Source organism: Fibrisoma limi BUZ 3 (genome assembly GCF_000296815.2).
Classification (GTDB): Bacteria; Bacteroidota; Bacteroidia; order Cytophagales; family Spirosomataceae; genus Fibrisoma; species Fibrisoma limi.
Window position 1 is genome coordinate 421964 of the sequence record NZ_CAIT01000007.1, and the last position, 14486, is coordinate 436449.

Here is a 14486-nt window from a genome sequence, read left to right on the forward strand (position 1 = left end):
TGGCGCATCACGTTTTGTTCGACAGGCCTATAACCGGTAGACAGAACGTGTAAAAGCGTTTCAGCCGACAGCGGAACGTACCGTGAGTAGGAGGCTTTTCCAGCCTCGGCCTCTCGTGACTTGTTCGGTTGTATGCTTGGTAGTGAGCTCTGCTTGGTCCACTTACCTCTGACAGGAAAGTGGCTGACTAGGCCATAGCGGTACCCAACACGAACAAGGGTGAAAAGGTCAAAGCGATGTACATTTCGTTCAGTAGCGTTGCGGCCGTCAGTCCTTGTTGGCGTTGGGTACGAGTTCAAAATGTGCTTGGGTAACTAACAGCGTCCCTGAGACAAGTTAAACGCCCCGATTAAAAAACTCGGCTTGTTAGGCAGATTGTGTTTCTGCGAGCGACGAACTAACCACTTTACCTATAGCATTAGTCATTCTATCATGAGCCGATATACTACCATAAGCCGAAAACTAATTGTCTGGGTTCGCAACATCATGTTGCTCTTCCTTGTGAGCCAGCTTGTTTATTTTGCTTACCAAAAGTTTTACCTTAAAACCGACGTTAGGTGGAGTTCATCTATTATTGCTCCCGTGGTGCCTCTCATTCTACTGCAACTTGCTCTTAACAAACAGTCTGGCAAGGCATAACGTTTTCCGCTCTGCGTGGGGTCGTCTCCAGCGACAGGATGCTCGCCCCCGAAGGCCGGGTTTTCAGCCCAACCGCACCGTGTTCAAGAGCGAACGAACCCAGAAGAACTATTAAATTGCCCTTTTGAACGATGCCTGATAATCAATGGGGTGTAATTTAACAGTACATACAAATGAGGGTGTAAAGATTGAAGCAGTTCGTGTTCAGTAAGTAGTGCCCTCATCCATCAACCCTCATGGTCGTTGGGTGAAATGTCAAAAAGTGTTTGTTTGCCAGTTTACCGGCTACAATGCGGACGTTTCGCTTAAGCAGAAGCGGTTGACAATTTACACATTTCGGAGCGTACAGGGCATATTTGCATTTTCAGATTGCAGGCGGCAGAGCGAATACCAGGCAAGGAACGTAACAACAGTCAGATTTTTCTTAACGTAAACCTCAGTATGCTTTCAAGTAAAGATTACTCTAAAATGACACTGGACGAATTAGTGGCCGAAGAGAAAAAACTGAAATCACAAAAAATCAAAATTCCGATTGCTTTGATCGCAGGCTTTTTAGTTGGTCTTGCTGTCTGGTCGGCTACACATAATGGTGGTTTTGTCCTTACTGTTGTTTTATTAGTTATTCCTTTTCTGATAGGTTCCCGCTATTCAAAAACGCTGAAAAGCCTCCAGGCTGAAATAAGCCGCAGGGACTCTGTTCGCTAGCTCGTGATATATCCACTGGCGTTGGGGGGAAAGTTCAAGCTATCCAAAAGCTGTTCATCAGCGTTTTAGCAACAGGCCAATCGCCCCGATTAGTAAGGTCTGACAGGGCTATGATTTCAAAAGTAAACTTAAGCAGTATGACACAGGTAACACTTAACCCCCATCTTTTCTTCGGTGGAAACTGTCGGGAAGCGATGGAGTTTTATAAGCGTATTTTTGGCGGAGATTTGGTTTTGGCTCCTTTTGGTGATGGTCCGCCCGATGCCCATAAAGACCCTAAAGCCAATAGTGAAGACGTGAAGTCAAAGATTATGTATGCCAAATTAAGTGGTGCGATTACTCTTTTGGCCAGTGACAATCCTCATAACACCGATACCAAAAATACGGGGCAGTTCAGTCTGTCTTTGGCAGGTTCTGACGAAACCACTTTAAGAGAATACTTTGAGAAACTTTCTGAAATGGGCGAGGTCACAGCACCGCTCATCAAGCAGTTTTGGGGTGATACGTTTGGCATGGTAACCGATCAATATGGCGTAAACTGGATGGTTACCATTACAACAAATAATCCCTGAAACTAACGTGGGCTATCAATGAAGCATAAACCAAAGGCTTATTAATCAATAATTTGAGCATTTGTTTTTTGTCATCCCGACGCCAGGAGGGATCTCCGGGCGAAGTTGGATTCCCTCCGGCACCCAAAGATCCCTCCTGGCGTCGGGATGACAAAAAAGCTCATTGAAAGCTACGGGATTATCTATAACTCACGTTAAAATTCAACACTCGCCAATCCAGGCACTGTTTCAAGCAGCCTGCAAGTTCATTAACCCTTGGTGCTGTTGGTCAACAACTCCTCCCCTATTCTTACACCGCCGACGGGGGCACACCTGCAACCAGATTTGCTTCGCGCTCGGCTTTGGTAATCACCCGCTCGATCTTCCCCACGATGAAAATATACGAGCAGGCACCAATTAAACTAACCGCGCCGATGAACAGCAGCGCGGGTTTGAAATCCCCGTCTTTAGCCAGGTAGCCGATCACGATCGGGACCACAATCGACGCCAGGTTACCCATGAAGTTGAACACCCCGCCCGTCAGGCCGATCAGGTTTTTGGGAGACAGCAGCGAGACAAATACCCACGAGATCAGGGCCAGGCCAGAGCCGAAGAACGCCAGGGCCATGAAGAAAATAATTTCGCCGGTGTCGTTGGTGTAATTCGCTCCGACAATGCTGACTGACAATAGCATCCCAAAGATGATCGGCGTCTTACGCGCTACGCCGACGGATGTTCCCCGCTTGACGAGCGCATCGGAAATAAAACCCGACAGCAACAAACCCGCACAGGCCGCTAAGAACGGAACCGACGCCAGGTAGCCAAACTTCTTCAGGTCAAATCCGCGGTACTTTTCGAGATAGGTTGGAAACCAGGTCAGGAAGAACCAGAGCGTGGCATTCACCGCAAACTGACCAATGTACACGCCCCAAAGCGTTCGACTGGAAAATACCTGTTTCAGATTGCTCCACTGCCATACGGAAACCTGCGCGTGACTCCGCTTTTTGCCGCTGACCAATCCGCCCCCTTTTTCGATGTAGTCAATCTCGGCTTCGTTTACCCCTGGGTGATCGAGTGGGTCGCGGTAGAAAAAATACCAGATAAGCCCCCACAGAATGCCAACCAGCCCCGTAATGACGAACAGTCCCTGCCAGCCTACACTGTCGCGCAGGATGATCAGCACCGGCGTCAGGAAAGCCAGCCCGATGAATTGCCCTGATACGTACAGGGAAATTGCCCCGGCCCGTTCGTGGTCGGGAAACCAGCTCGTCACAATGCGGTTGTTGATGGGGTATGAGGGTGCCTCAAAGGCCCCGGTTGCCATGCGCAGGCCAAAGAGCGAGAAGAAGCCCCGGGCAAAGCCCTGAAATACGGTAGCGATAGACCAGGTAATCAGGCAGAAAGCATAGAGGACGCGCGGCCCGTAGCGGTCAGCAATCAGTCCACCCGGAATTTGAAGAAACGCGTAACTCCAGCCAAAGGCAGACAGGATATAGCCCAGCTCCACCGGCGACAGTCCCAGATCGTCTTTGAGCGCCGTAGCGGCCACCGCCAGATTGGTGCGGTCGAGGTAGTTGATCACCACATTGACGAACACGAGGGCCACCATGGCGTAGCGAACGCGGGTTTGTCGGGCTTTGGGTGTTACCGGTTGCATGAGTAAGGGTTTTAGTGGGTTATGGTTCGTCGTTTATGGTTTGTGCCGGGCCGCCGGGCGGTTGCTTCAGCCAGTTTAACTACAAACCACAATCTAATTTCATCATCGCGCCGTCCAGCCGCCGTCGACAGTCAGCATGGAGCCGACCATGTACGTGGCGGCATCGCTGGCCAGGAAAATGGCCGCGCCCTGAATCTCGCGGAGTTCGCCCCAGCGGCCCAGCGCCGTAGCGCCTACCACGAATTTCTTACCTTCTTCTGTATCGGCAATCGGTACGTTCATGTCGGTCAGGAACGGCCCCGGGCAAATCGCGTTGACGGTGATGTTGAACGGTGCCAGTTCCAGCGCCAGAGCCCGGGTCATCTGCACTACGGCTCCTTTACTGGCAGTATAGGGGGTTCGGTTCGCCAGCCCCACCAGCCCCAGCGTACTGGCCAGATTGATGATGCTGCCTCTCCCCTGCTGCTTCATGTACGGCGTTACGGCCCGGCTGCACAGCCACGTACCGTTCACGTTCACCTGCATCACCTGGTTGAAGTCGCCGAGACTCAGTTCATCGATGGGACCGCGAATGTTGATACCCGCGCTGTTGATCAGCACATCAATACGGCCGAACGTATCCATCGCCACCTTGGCCATTGCTTCGGTCTGTTCCTGATTGGTGATGTCAGTCGGAACGGAGATTGCTTTGATGCCATATACCTGACTCAGCTCCTCGGCGGCCTGCGCCCCTTCGCCGGCGGTGCGGTTGACAATCATCAGGTTTGCCCCCGCCGACGCCAGACCAGCGGCCATGGCCAGTCCTAATCCTTTTGAGCCACCCGTAACGATGGCCGTTTTTCCACTTAGATCAAATTGCTTAATACCTGGAAGTAGCTCTTTATTCATGTTGAGTTGGGGGTTTGTGGTTCGTGGTTTGTAGGTGTTCCGCTCGGTTTAACTACAAACTATGAACCACAAACTAACTAGTCAGACAAGTCCTAATCTGTTTTTACTGTAGTCAAGGCAGGCGACGATGTTCTCTTCCTCAGCCGCCAGTTTTTTTTCGGTGTCGAGTTGCGCGACTCTCGGCAGGCCGGCTTTGTATTTGTGTTCCTTCACCATTCGCAGCGTTCGGGCCAGTTCCGTGCCGGGCAGTTCGCCGAACGTAGCCCAGTAGTCGTTCTTCAGACAGGGGATTTCCAGCGGGTCGCGGGTGATCATCTCCAGGCTGAACGTAACGGCCGGATTGTGCTTCTTGCAGAGCGCAATCATGGTCGGCAGGTCCAGTATACCCTGCCCCAGCGGCACTTCCGAGAGTAAGAAGCCGTCCGCGTATTCGTCCACCGCCATGTCTTTTACGTGGGTACTGACTACGTAGGGAACCAGCGTCTGCACCACCGCCATCGGGTCTTCGAGGAGGGCGATGCTGTTGCCAAAATCCAACGTTACGCCGATCCATTCGCTGTTGATCTGCTTCAGTACGTCGACCAATTCGGGAGCCCGCCAGTCTTTGTGGTTTTCGATGCCGAGCCGGACTTTGTGTTTACGTAGTACCGGTTCGGCCAGCCGCAGCGACACCAGCGCATTTTTCCGCATGTCCTGGAAGGCCTGGGCGGAGTGATACGTTTCATAGCGTCGGCCCGACGAACAAACCGTTCGGAGTATCTGCGCCCCCGCTTCACGGGCGTTGGCAACGTCCTGCTCAAACTTCGCGACATCACCAGCGTTTTTGGGCAGACCAATTGACCCTTCCAGGTAAAGCCCCAGTTTCTCCCGCTTGTCGCGAACCGATTTGGCGAAATCCGCTGACCAGCCATTGACGACAACCTGTATGCCACCCGCTCCAATCTGGCTACAATGGTTCAGCATATCGACGGCGTTGGCAAAACCGGGGTACTTCTGGCTGTTCGCTTTGGAGTTCCAGCGATTGCCATAGGAGTGCACCACAACGCCCATGCGGGTGTCTTTCAGGAACCGGGGCATATCGGGCAATGAAAGCAGCACGGCTCCGGCCGTAGCTTTGTGCAGAAAGTCGCGCCGGTCTATCCGGTTGCTGACCGGCCTTGATTCCGGCTCATGCCGTTGATTAGTCATGGGTTTAGGAAGTCAGACTGACTGTTACTTTGCCTCCTCGGCTCTGGCCTGAAGGATATACTTGTTCAATTCGGTGGCTGTCCAGGGCATCACCCGCCCCTGCGACGTTACGCGGGTCATACCGACGGTTCGCCGGCTAACGGGCCCTGCGTTATTGCCCCATTCGTTGCGGATATACATCAGAATCGCCGTCAGCGTTGCGTCGTCCATGGTTGAATGGGCAGGCATCACCGGCAATACCTCGGGCGCGTTGTACACCTTACCCGCTACGTCGACGGGGCCTTCCATGCCATGCAGCAGAATGAGCGCCAACCGTTTTTCGTCGCCCAGCACCCAGTCGGAACCGATGAGTGGCGGAGCGAAACGGTTTACTCCGGCTCCATCCGTACCGTGGCACCCCGAGCAGGTGCTCAGATAGTGTTGCCGCCCCAAGGCGAACAGCTTCTGTTCGTCGTCGTTCAACAGGCTCTTTCTGGTCGTACCGGCCCTGGCGGCTACGTGTCCGGGCCATTCAAAAACGGCAGCCAGCGAAGCCAGTCTTGCCGGATCGACTTTACCGGCCGAACGAGTCAGGATGGCGGGCGCAACAGCCAGCTTAACCGGCTTCATTTTTTTGTCACTGCCCCCGATGGAAAGGCCGGTCAGTACGGCTTTTTCCTGCCAGCCCAGCGTTTGTTTATTGGCATCGAGCCTGGTCAGGAGCGAACCCAGCTCGGCGGCATCCCGCTTGCGGATGATGGACGTAGCCAGCATCTCCACAAAAATCTCTTTATAGGGTTCCTGCTTTTGCCAGTCCGGTGCCGTCATCAGGCGCTGTAGAAAGGCGTATTCCTGATGCTGAAGACTACTCAACGCGGCATCACGGATCAGTGGCATGGAGCCGTAGCGCTCCACAATTCCGGCCAGCAATGGCTGTGCTGCGTTCGGTTCCAGTACCGCAGCGGCCAGGGCCATTTGTAGTACTTGCTCAATGGGTGCCTTATCCCATTCGGCGAGCAGTCGCTCGCCAAATTTCGCGCGAATAGATTTGTCGGTTTTGGCGAACGGTTCCAGCAGCCGAACGGCCGTTGTCCGGACAAGCGGACTTTTATCCGTCAGTAAAGTCAGCAGCAGGTCGGGATTGCTTAACGTCAGACCGTCCAGCGTCCATAAAGCGTGGAAACGCCCCAGTTCGCTCTCGCCTTTCTGGGCCACCGTCGCCAGGGCCGGGCCGATCTGGCGGTCGTTGCGCTCCACCAGGAGCCGCTGCGCCATATCGCGGTACCAGCCATCCGGGTGCGACAACGCCTGAATCAGTACCTCCGTCGATGCCTTCGACAGTTTTGGGGATTTCTGTGGTGTCCAGCTTTCCGGTACGACGCGCCAGATTCGGCCCCGGTTTACGGGCAGGACCAGATTCCGGGCTATTGTCTGCTCTTTCAGGTACGGCGTTACGTAAGCGCCGTGCTGAATCAGACCCCGGTACATGTCAGCTACGTAGAGCGCACCGTCCGGACCAGTGGCCATGTGCACGGGCCGGAACCGCTCGTCAGTCGACGCTAAAAACTCCTTGCCGGGATGCGGATCACGGGCCGCAACGAGCAGTCCCTGCTCTTCGACGACGTTCCGCTTGACCAGATTCCCGGCCGGTTCGCAAACGAAGATATTGCCGTAATACGCCTTCGGAAACGCGGCTCCCCGATACACCAGGGGTGAACAGGCGGCTGTGAACTCCAGCAAACGGCCGTCTTTATCCAACGTACCGGGAATATAGCCCCGGTTAACGGCTGGGTTGGGCCGTATCGGGTAAATCCGCCGGTCGAGGGTCAGGCCGTGGTCGATGCCGGTGGTTGGCGTATGGTTTTTGTTGCGCGAAAGGTAGTTAGGCGGCACCAGATCGGCGTGGAGCTGCGACCAGTTGTAGTTGTACACCAGCCGCCCCTTGTCGTCGTGGCTAATGCCCCACTGACCGCGAGCTTCGGTGCTGTCGCGTAACCAACGGGCCACGTCTGGCCGGGCCGCGTCCGGCTTGTTGTCCACCAAGCGATACCGCAGCCGCGACTTGGCATTGTAGTACCAGTTGTCCATGCTCCGCCAGAGGCCATTGCCGGAGTGTTCGGGCAGCCCGCTACCGGCGTAGGTCGGGTCGATCAGGGTTTTGGTATCGGCTTTACCGTCGCCGTTCAGGTCTTTGGTTTCCCACAGCTTCTTGTCTTCCACGACCAGCGCCCCACCGGGAATCAGGGCCAGTGCCCGGGGCATAATCAGGCTGTCGAGGTAGACTTTGCTGACGTCCATCCGGCCATCGCCGTTTGTATCTTCCAGCACCGACACGCGCCCAACAGGGAGTTCTTCGCCTTTACCCTCGATGTCCGGCATAAAGCCACGCATCTCAACGACCCAGAGCCGCCCGTCTTCATCGAACGTAATGACAACGGGGTCCTGCACCATAGGCTCGGCCGCTACCAGTTGAATTTTCATCCCTGGTTCGAGCTGAAACGTAGCTAGTTCTTCAGCAGGCGTTTTGGGTGGCGACGGATCTTCGCCCGCCAGTCGTCCAAATTTGGCTTTGAAGCTTAGTAGACACAGAAGGCCAGCGCCAAGTAAGCAAGTGCCCAAAGCAGGCTTAACCATACCAAACAAAGGCTTTTTTATAGTGGAGCGATCGACTCAGTTTCTATCAATTCGTTCTGTATAAAGTACACCGAGCCGTTTAAATACTACAAATGGTTCTAACTATTTTACAAGAAACGGTTGTTGAGCGGGGATGTTTACCCCCTTCAAAATCATTCATTGAGGCATTTTCTTGTTAAACAAAGACTATTGGTAAGCTGAAACTATACGGAACAATAAAAGAATGCCAAAATTGATACCGTAAATTTTAAGTATATATTTAAATTTGCGGTATATGTTTAATAGATTACTAGGGAAAGAAATCTTGGATTTGGTGGCAGAACGGCCTGCTGTAGCGCTTGTGGGACCACGTCAGGTAGGAAAGACTACGTTAGTTCAGTCATTGCAGGGTTCACTGCCTGACCAACCTATCTACTTAGACCTGGAATCGTTGGAAGACCTTAACCGCCTTCGGGATCCTGAACTGTACCTTTCCGAACGGCAGGACAAGCTGGTTATCCTCGACGAAATTCAACGAATGCCTCAGTTATTTCCGCTGTTGCGCTCGCTGATTGACCGCCATCGAGTAGCGGGCCGCTATCTACTCTTAGGCTCAGCGTCGCCCCAGTTGCTCCAGCAAAGTTCCGAATCACTGGCTGGACGGATTGCGTATGTGGAGTTGCAGCCTTTAACCTGGCTGGAGGTCAACCAGCAGATTACGTATCAACAACACTGGCTGCGGGGAGGCTACCCCGACATCCTGACAGCACCGAGTGACCGCTCAGCCAGCCGACGTATGAATGACTTCATACAAACGTACGTGGAGCGCGATTTGCCAAATTTAGGTCTGGGGGCGTCGCCATCGCGGGTACGCACCTTGTTGTCGATGTTGGTCGGCGTACATGGCAATCAGCTCAATATGTCGGAACTGGCCCGGTCGCTGGGCTTGAGCGTACCTACTATTCAGAGTTACCTGGACTTTCTGGAAAATGCATTTCTGATTCGTCGGCTGCTTCCCTATTTCGTCAATGTGGGCAAACGGCTGGTCAAAGCACCTAAACTCTATCTGCGTGACAGCGGTATGCTTCATACCCTGGCGGGTATCAATTCATTTGAGGAACTATCAGGCAGTCTTTACATCGGTAGCTCGTGGGAAGGCTACGTTATTCAACAGGTAATCGCCGGCTTGTCGTACGACACGCAGGCCTATTATTACCGCACAGCCGATGGCTCAGAGCTGGACTTATTACTGGTACGAGGAAACCGTCCTGTGGTTGGCCTTGAGATAAAATATACCAACGCCCCTACATTGAGCCGGGGGAATTACATCGCAAGCCGTGATGTGGGCAATGTTCCTTTGCTGGTGATCACTCCGTCAGCGCAGGATTTTCGTCCGGATGAACAGACACAGGTGTGCAGTTTAGCTACGGTTTGGCAGTACCTTAAGCCGCTTCATGTCTTAAACGAATGGTTTTCCGGTTGAAAATATAGACTGGCCAGCGCTTTTCTTTTACCAAAGCCCACATCGGGGCGGCTTGTCAATAGCCAGCGTAACACACCCGATTTTATAGCGCCGTAGGTGCGTCATTCTGATAGCTACGATCTTTCCTGAATCAACTGACCGATTCCGGCTAAAGTCCGAAAACAGTAAATACCACTTCGATTCGCTTTTTTATCCAGCTACTAATCGCATATTCACTTTATGTCGGATCGATTTACCAATCAGGTTGCTATTGTAACGGGGAGTGCCGACGGCATCGGAAAAGGAATTGCAAAGCGGCTCGCTACGGAAGGGGCTACCGTCGCCTTATTCGATATAAATGGCGATTTGCTCGAACGTACTGTTGCCGAGTTCAACGACCAGGGCCACACTGTAACGGGTCACGTAGTCGACATCTCGCAGGAAGGCCCGGTCGAAGCCGGTATTCAGACCGTCGTTGATACGTATAGCAAACTCGACATCATGGTAAACTCCGCCGGAATTGTTGGGCCGACGAGCACCAAAATCACGGACTTCTCGGTGGCTGATTATGACCGGATCTACAGCATCAACCTGCGCGGGGCTTTCCTGATGACCAAGTACGCTATCAAAGCGATGGAGCCGAACAACTACGGCCGGATTCTGCACCTGGCATCCATCGCCGGGAAAGAGGGAAATCCATTCATGGCGGGCTATTCATCCATGAAAGCGGGGCTTATCGGTTTGGTGAAAGGTATCGGCAAAGAATACGCCGAAACGGGCATTACGGTAAACGGCATAGCCCCAGCCGTAATCCGGACCGCGATGAACGAGAACACGGCCCCCGAGCAGTTGGCCTACATGACCGCCAAGATACCGATGAAGCGACTGGGAACCGTCGAGGAGGTAGCGGCCTTAGCCGCCTGGATCGTCTCGAACGAAGCCAGCTTTACAACAGGGTTTATTTTTGACCTGTCGGGCGGGAGAGCGACGTATTGAGGGGAGGTAAACAGTCGTATTTTTGCCTATGCACCTGACGCAGCAAATCAGCCCCGATCAGAACCTGTTGGACCTGTATAGTCAGCAACTTGGCGTTCCCGTTGTGGCCAATCGATTGGCCTATGCTGGTCCTCTCGGCAACTATTTGCTTCGTGGGCATTTCTTCCCCAACGCCCTGTCGTTGTATGTGTATGAATCGATAACCCGGCTGCCGCTGTCGATGGAAACGATTAACCCCACCGACAGCGGATTGTATTGCGTATTCATCAACTTGTCGGAAGAAGAACTACCCAAAAGTATTCAGGATACAACAGTCTGGCTGTCCAATCACTCGGCCGATGGTATCTTCTTTTATGGCCCCGGCGTACGAATCAGTCAGCAGATTCCGCAACATCGTCCTATCACCGCCGTCTGTATCACCTTTTCCGCTGATACGTTCGCTGATCTGTTACCCCAGCCGACAACGGCCCTGCCGGAACACGGCGGCTTTGCTTTTCTGGAAGTAGATTTAGATACGGACCGGCTACTCCGGCAACTGGCCGCGCCGGAGCCGGACGAGTCGCTGGCTACGTTGAAGAAATACCCGCTGGCCCTGGCGCTTGCCGTCCGGGTGTTTGAGAAAATGCAACAGCGCCAGTCGAACGAATCCGCCCAGGGTTTACTTCAACCCGATGTTGAGCGGCTCTTTGAGGTACGGGCGCATCTTCTGGCAAACCTTAACCGACCGGTCCCAATACTGGAATTAACCGAGTTAGCGGGCTTCAGCGAAGCGAAGCTACGCAAGTATTTTCCGCGCCTGTTCGGATGCAACATCCACCAGTTCTGGCAAACGGCCCGCATGGAACGCGCCAAAGAACTGCTGACCAGCCGCCGATACAGCGTTTCGGAAGTGGGATTTTTAGTTGGCTATACGAACCTCACCCACTTCACCAACGCCTACAAAAAGCACTTCGACCATAAGCCCAGCGACTACCTGCGTCAGGTCCGCAGCCGTAGCGTTTTGGGTTAAGCAAAGCCTGATTCCGGCTAATCGGTCCGCTCTTACTGCGCTTGCTTTGTAACAACTAATCCGTTGTTACACATGAAAACACAATGTTTTATTACAGGTGGTTCGGGCTTTGTCGGCCGCCATCTGATTCAGGTACTTGTTGAGCGTGGCTATGCCGTACGGGCACTGGCTCGCTCTGAGCAAACCGCTACGTTGCTTCGCCAACTGGGAGCCATTCCGATTCGGGGCGACCTTCACGATTCAGGTTCACTACGTACGGGTGTACAAGGTTGCGCAATCGTCTTTCATCTGGCAGCTTCCGTTGATTTCTGGGCCGACGAACAGACGTTGTGGCCAGACCACGTGACGGGCACTGATAACGTATTGCAAGCCGCTCACCGGGCGGGAGTTAACCGGTTTGTCTACCTGAGTGCCGCTTCAGTTGTCATGAATGGCCAGCCTATCCTGAACGCCGACGAGCAGGTTACCTCAAACCGCCTTATTGATGGCTACTCACGAACGAAACGGATTGCCGAAAAGCACGTACTGGACGCCAACACCACTACGTTCCGGACAGTAGCTATTCGCCCACCGCTCATCTGGGGACTTGGCGATACGTCGGCCTTACCCCAGATTGTTGAAGCAGCTCAGACCGGTCAACTGGCCTTCATCGGTGGCGGTAAACACCAGATTGTCACGGCCAATGTCCGTAACGTGTGTCACGCCCTGATCCTGGCGGCCGAGGGTGATGTTTCAGGAGACGCTTTTTTCGTGACCGACGGCGAGCCGCAGCAATTCAGACGTTTCATTACGGACGTATTGGCAACCCAGGGTGTCAAGGCCCCTGAACGGACGGTTCCCCTGAGCGTAGCCCGGTTTATGGCCAGTGTGCTGGCTGGCGTATGGCGGCTGTTTCGCCTGAAGGGAGCACCTCCTCTTTATCCGGGCATGGTAAATACGCTCGGCCTGCCGTTCGTCGTGTCCGATGCCAAAATCCGGCAGCAATTAGGCTATCGACCCGTTATCAGCGTAGCCGATGGCCTACGCGAGATGTATCCGCTTCAACCAGCCCACTGATTGTTCACGCTTAAACAATTGAACAGCATGAAAACCTATGAAATCTGGCCGTATTCTCTCGTCCTGGTAATGTTTGGCCTGTTACCAACCGCAGCTATAGCGCAGGCCGACAAACTGGTTGGCGTTTGGCTCAATCAGGATAAGGATGGGCGAATCGAGATTTATGAGCGAGCCAATCGATACTTCGGCAAAATCGTCTGGCTGAACGAGCCCAACGAACCCAACGGCCAGCCTAAACGGGATGAAAAAAACCCAGACACGTCTTTACGAAATCGCCAGCTCCTGAATTTGATTCTTCTCAAAAACCTCCATTACAAAGGGGAGAACCAATGGGATGATGGTAGCATTTACGACGCACGTAACGGCCAGACGTACCGTTGTAAAGCTACTTTACGTAACCCCTCAACGCTGGACCTTCGAGGCTACGTAGGCTTTTCGCTATTGGGCAGAACTACCACCTGGACGCGGGTATCATACTAAACTGTAGTCACTTTGTAATCAGCAACAACGCGCCGGTGCCGATACCATGTTTCAGTCGGTACTGGCGCGTCGGCGTAGAAGCGTTCACGTAACCAATAATATTCGCGGTGAGACATTGAATAAATACGAACTTTGCGGCATGAGAAACGTCTTTTTACCAGTTATCATGGCCGGTTTGCTGGCCGCTTGCGGAGGGGCCGATACTGCCCAAAAAGAAACTACGGCAGCAACCGACACAACGCAAACCGCAGTAGCACCACCTGCCCCCAAAAATTGCCAGTCCCTCATCGCAGCCGACAAACTGGGCAAGCCGGACGAATATCAGGAGTCGGGTAAGCCGATCAAGGTTGCGCTGACCATGAATCAGGATACCAGCACGCACGAAACCACCGGCGGCTGTTATTTCAACAACACCGTAACGGTGCAGGCCACCAAGAAGTCAGGAAGCCCGGTGTTTAAGCGGACGCTGCTGAAAGACGACCTGCTGTATTTTACCAAAAACGACGAGGCAATCGAGCGGTCAGTGCTTCAGAAAGTCACGTACAAACCAACGTTCAACGGGCTCAAGTACATCACCTTGACCATGCGGTTGCAGGAACCGGGCACCCGGAAAACCCAGGACTACACAATCTTCATGAACTACTTCGGGGAGATCATCAAAGTCAGATAGCCGGCAGGTAACGCTCACGGAACAGGCCAATGTGATGGGCTTCGTGACCGGGAATGATGTAGGCCAGGGCCCGAACGCTCATCGGACCACCGCTGGCTGTTCCGATCCGCCCCAGTGCCTCGGCGTCGAACGAGCCGAAGAGAGCCAGCGTAGCCGCCCGAACCGCGTCGTACTCCTGCCAGATACTCGCCAGCGACCGACGATCGGCACCGGACATGGGCACGTAGTCGTTTTGCTCGAAACCCGGCAGGGGTGTCTGATCACCCCGGCCAATACGCAGGGCGCGGTACGCAAAAATGCGTTCCGTATCGATCATGTGTACCAGCGACTCCTTGATACTCCATTTGCCCGGAGCGTACCGAAACAGGCCCTGTTCGTCAGTCAGGTTCGACAACATAGCTTTCAGTTCGTCGGGTTGCCGACGTAGCAGGATCAAGGGGTCCTCGTGGTCAGGTATCAGTGATACGTAGGTGTTGTAGTACGGATTATACTCCGAGGCCGCCGGACGGGCAATAGGCTGTGACATAGTATGCAGAAGCTAGTACGCAAAGATAAACGTCTGCTATCATTTGCGGCAGACCTGAGAAAGTAGA

At 53.6% G+C, this 14486-nt stretch carries 13 protein-coding genes; 8 read left to right on the forward strand and 5 right to left on the reverse strand.

Annotated features, from left to right (window positions below):
- Positions 1-1080: 1080 nt before the first annotated feature.
- On the forward strand, positions 1081-1344 hold the full coding sequence (locus tag BN8_RS17980) for a hypothetical protein (RefSeq protein WP_009283344.1): 264 nt from the start codon (positions 1081-1083) through the stop codon (positions 1342-1344).
- 137 nt (positions 1345-1481) lie between these two features.
- Positions 1482-1916, forward strand: coding sequence for a VOC family protein (locus BN8_RS17985; RefSeq protein ID WP_040006225.1), 435 nt, complete (start codon positions 1482-1484; stop codon positions 1914-1916).
- A gap of 289 nt (positions 1917-2205) precedes the next feature.
- On the opposite strand, the gene BN8_RS17990 is transcribed toward BN8_RS17985, so the two are convergent.
- The 4 genes from BN8_RS17990 to BN8_RS18005 form a co-directional block, all read right to left on the reverse strand.
- Positions 2206-3552, reverse strand: coding sequence for an MFS transporter (locus BN8_RS17990; protein WP_009283346.1), 1347 nt, complete (start codon positions 3550-3552; stop codon positions 2206-2208).
- 102 nt (positions 3553-3654) lie between these two features.
- Positions 3655-4440, reverse strand: coding sequence for an SDR family NAD(P)-dependent oxidoreductase (locus BN8_RS17995; protein ID WP_009283347.1), 786 nt, complete (start codon positions 4438-4440; stop codon positions 3655-3657).
- Positions 4441-4521: 81 nt separating this feature from the next.
- Positions 4522-5628 carry a sugar phosphate isomerase/epimerase family protein gene (locus BN8_RS18000; RefSeq protein ID WP_009283348.1) on the reverse strand — a complete coding sequence of 369 codons (1107 nt, stop codon included), beginning with the start codon at positions 5626-5628 and terminating at the stop codon, positions 4522-4524.
- A gap of 24 nt (positions 5629-5652) precedes the next feature.
- Positions 5653-8241: a PVC-type heme-binding CxxCH protein gene (locus BN8_RS18005; RefSeq protein ID WP_009283349.1), complete on the reverse strand. Its 2589-nt coding sequence runs from the start codon at positions 8239-8241 to the stop codon at positions 5653-5655.
- A gap of 274 nt (positions 8242-8515) precedes the next feature.
- On the opposite strand from BN8_RS18005, the gene BN8_RS18010 reads away from it, so the two are divergent.
- The 6 genes from BN8_RS18010 (at position 8516) to BN8_RS18035 (ending at position 13893) form a co-directional block, all read left to right on the forward strand.
- On the forward strand, positions 8516-9703 hold the full coding sequence (locus BN8_RS18010; protein WP_009283350.1) for an ATP-binding protein: 1188 nt from the start codon (positions 8516-8518) through the stop codon (positions 9701-9703).
- A 219-nt stretch (positions 9704-9922) separates the two neighbouring features.
- Positions 9923-10678, forward strand: coding sequence for an SDR family NAD(P)-dependent oxidoreductase (locus BN8_RS18015; protein ID WP_009283352.1), 756 nt, complete (start codon positions 9923-9925; stop codon positions 10676-10678).
- Between the two features lie 28 nt (positions 10679-10706).
- The gene (locus BN8_RS31910) at positions 10707-11687 is read left to right on the forward strand and encodes a helix-turn-helix domain-containing protein (protein WP_009283353.1); all 981 of its coding nucleotides are present in this window, start codon (positions 10707-10709) and stop codon (positions 11685-11687) included.
- A 72-nt stretch (positions 11688-11759) separates the two neighbouring features.
- The gene (locus BN8_RS18025) at positions 11760-12743 is read left to right on the forward strand and encodes an NAD-dependent epimerase/dehydratase family protein (protein ID WP_009283354.1); all 984 of its coding nucleotides are present in this window, start codon (positions 11760-11762) and stop codon (positions 12741-12743) included.
- 27 nt (positions 12744-12770) lie between these two features.
- Positions 12771-13223, forward strand: coding sequence for a DUF2147 domain-containing protein (locus tag BN8_RS18030; RefSeq protein WP_009283355.1), 453 nt, complete (start codon positions 12771-12773; stop codon positions 13221-13223).
- 139 nt (positions 13224-13362) lie between these two features.
- Positions 13363-13893, forward strand: a complete 531-nt coding sequence (locus tag BN8_RS18035; RefSeq protein ID WP_040006307.1) for a hypothetical protein — start codon at positions 13363-13365, stop codon at positions 13891-13893.
- Here the strand turns inward: BN8_RS18035 and BN8_RS18040 are convergent.
- On the reverse strand, positions 13886-14419 hold the full coding sequence (locus BN8_RS18040; protein WP_009283357.1) for a DinB family protein: 534 nt from the start codon (positions 14417-14419) through the stop codon (positions 13886-13888). The two genes, BN8_RS18035 and BN8_RS18040, sit on opposite strands and share 8 nt — an antisense overlap.
- Between the last annotated feature and the right edge of the window lie 67 nt (positions 14420-14486).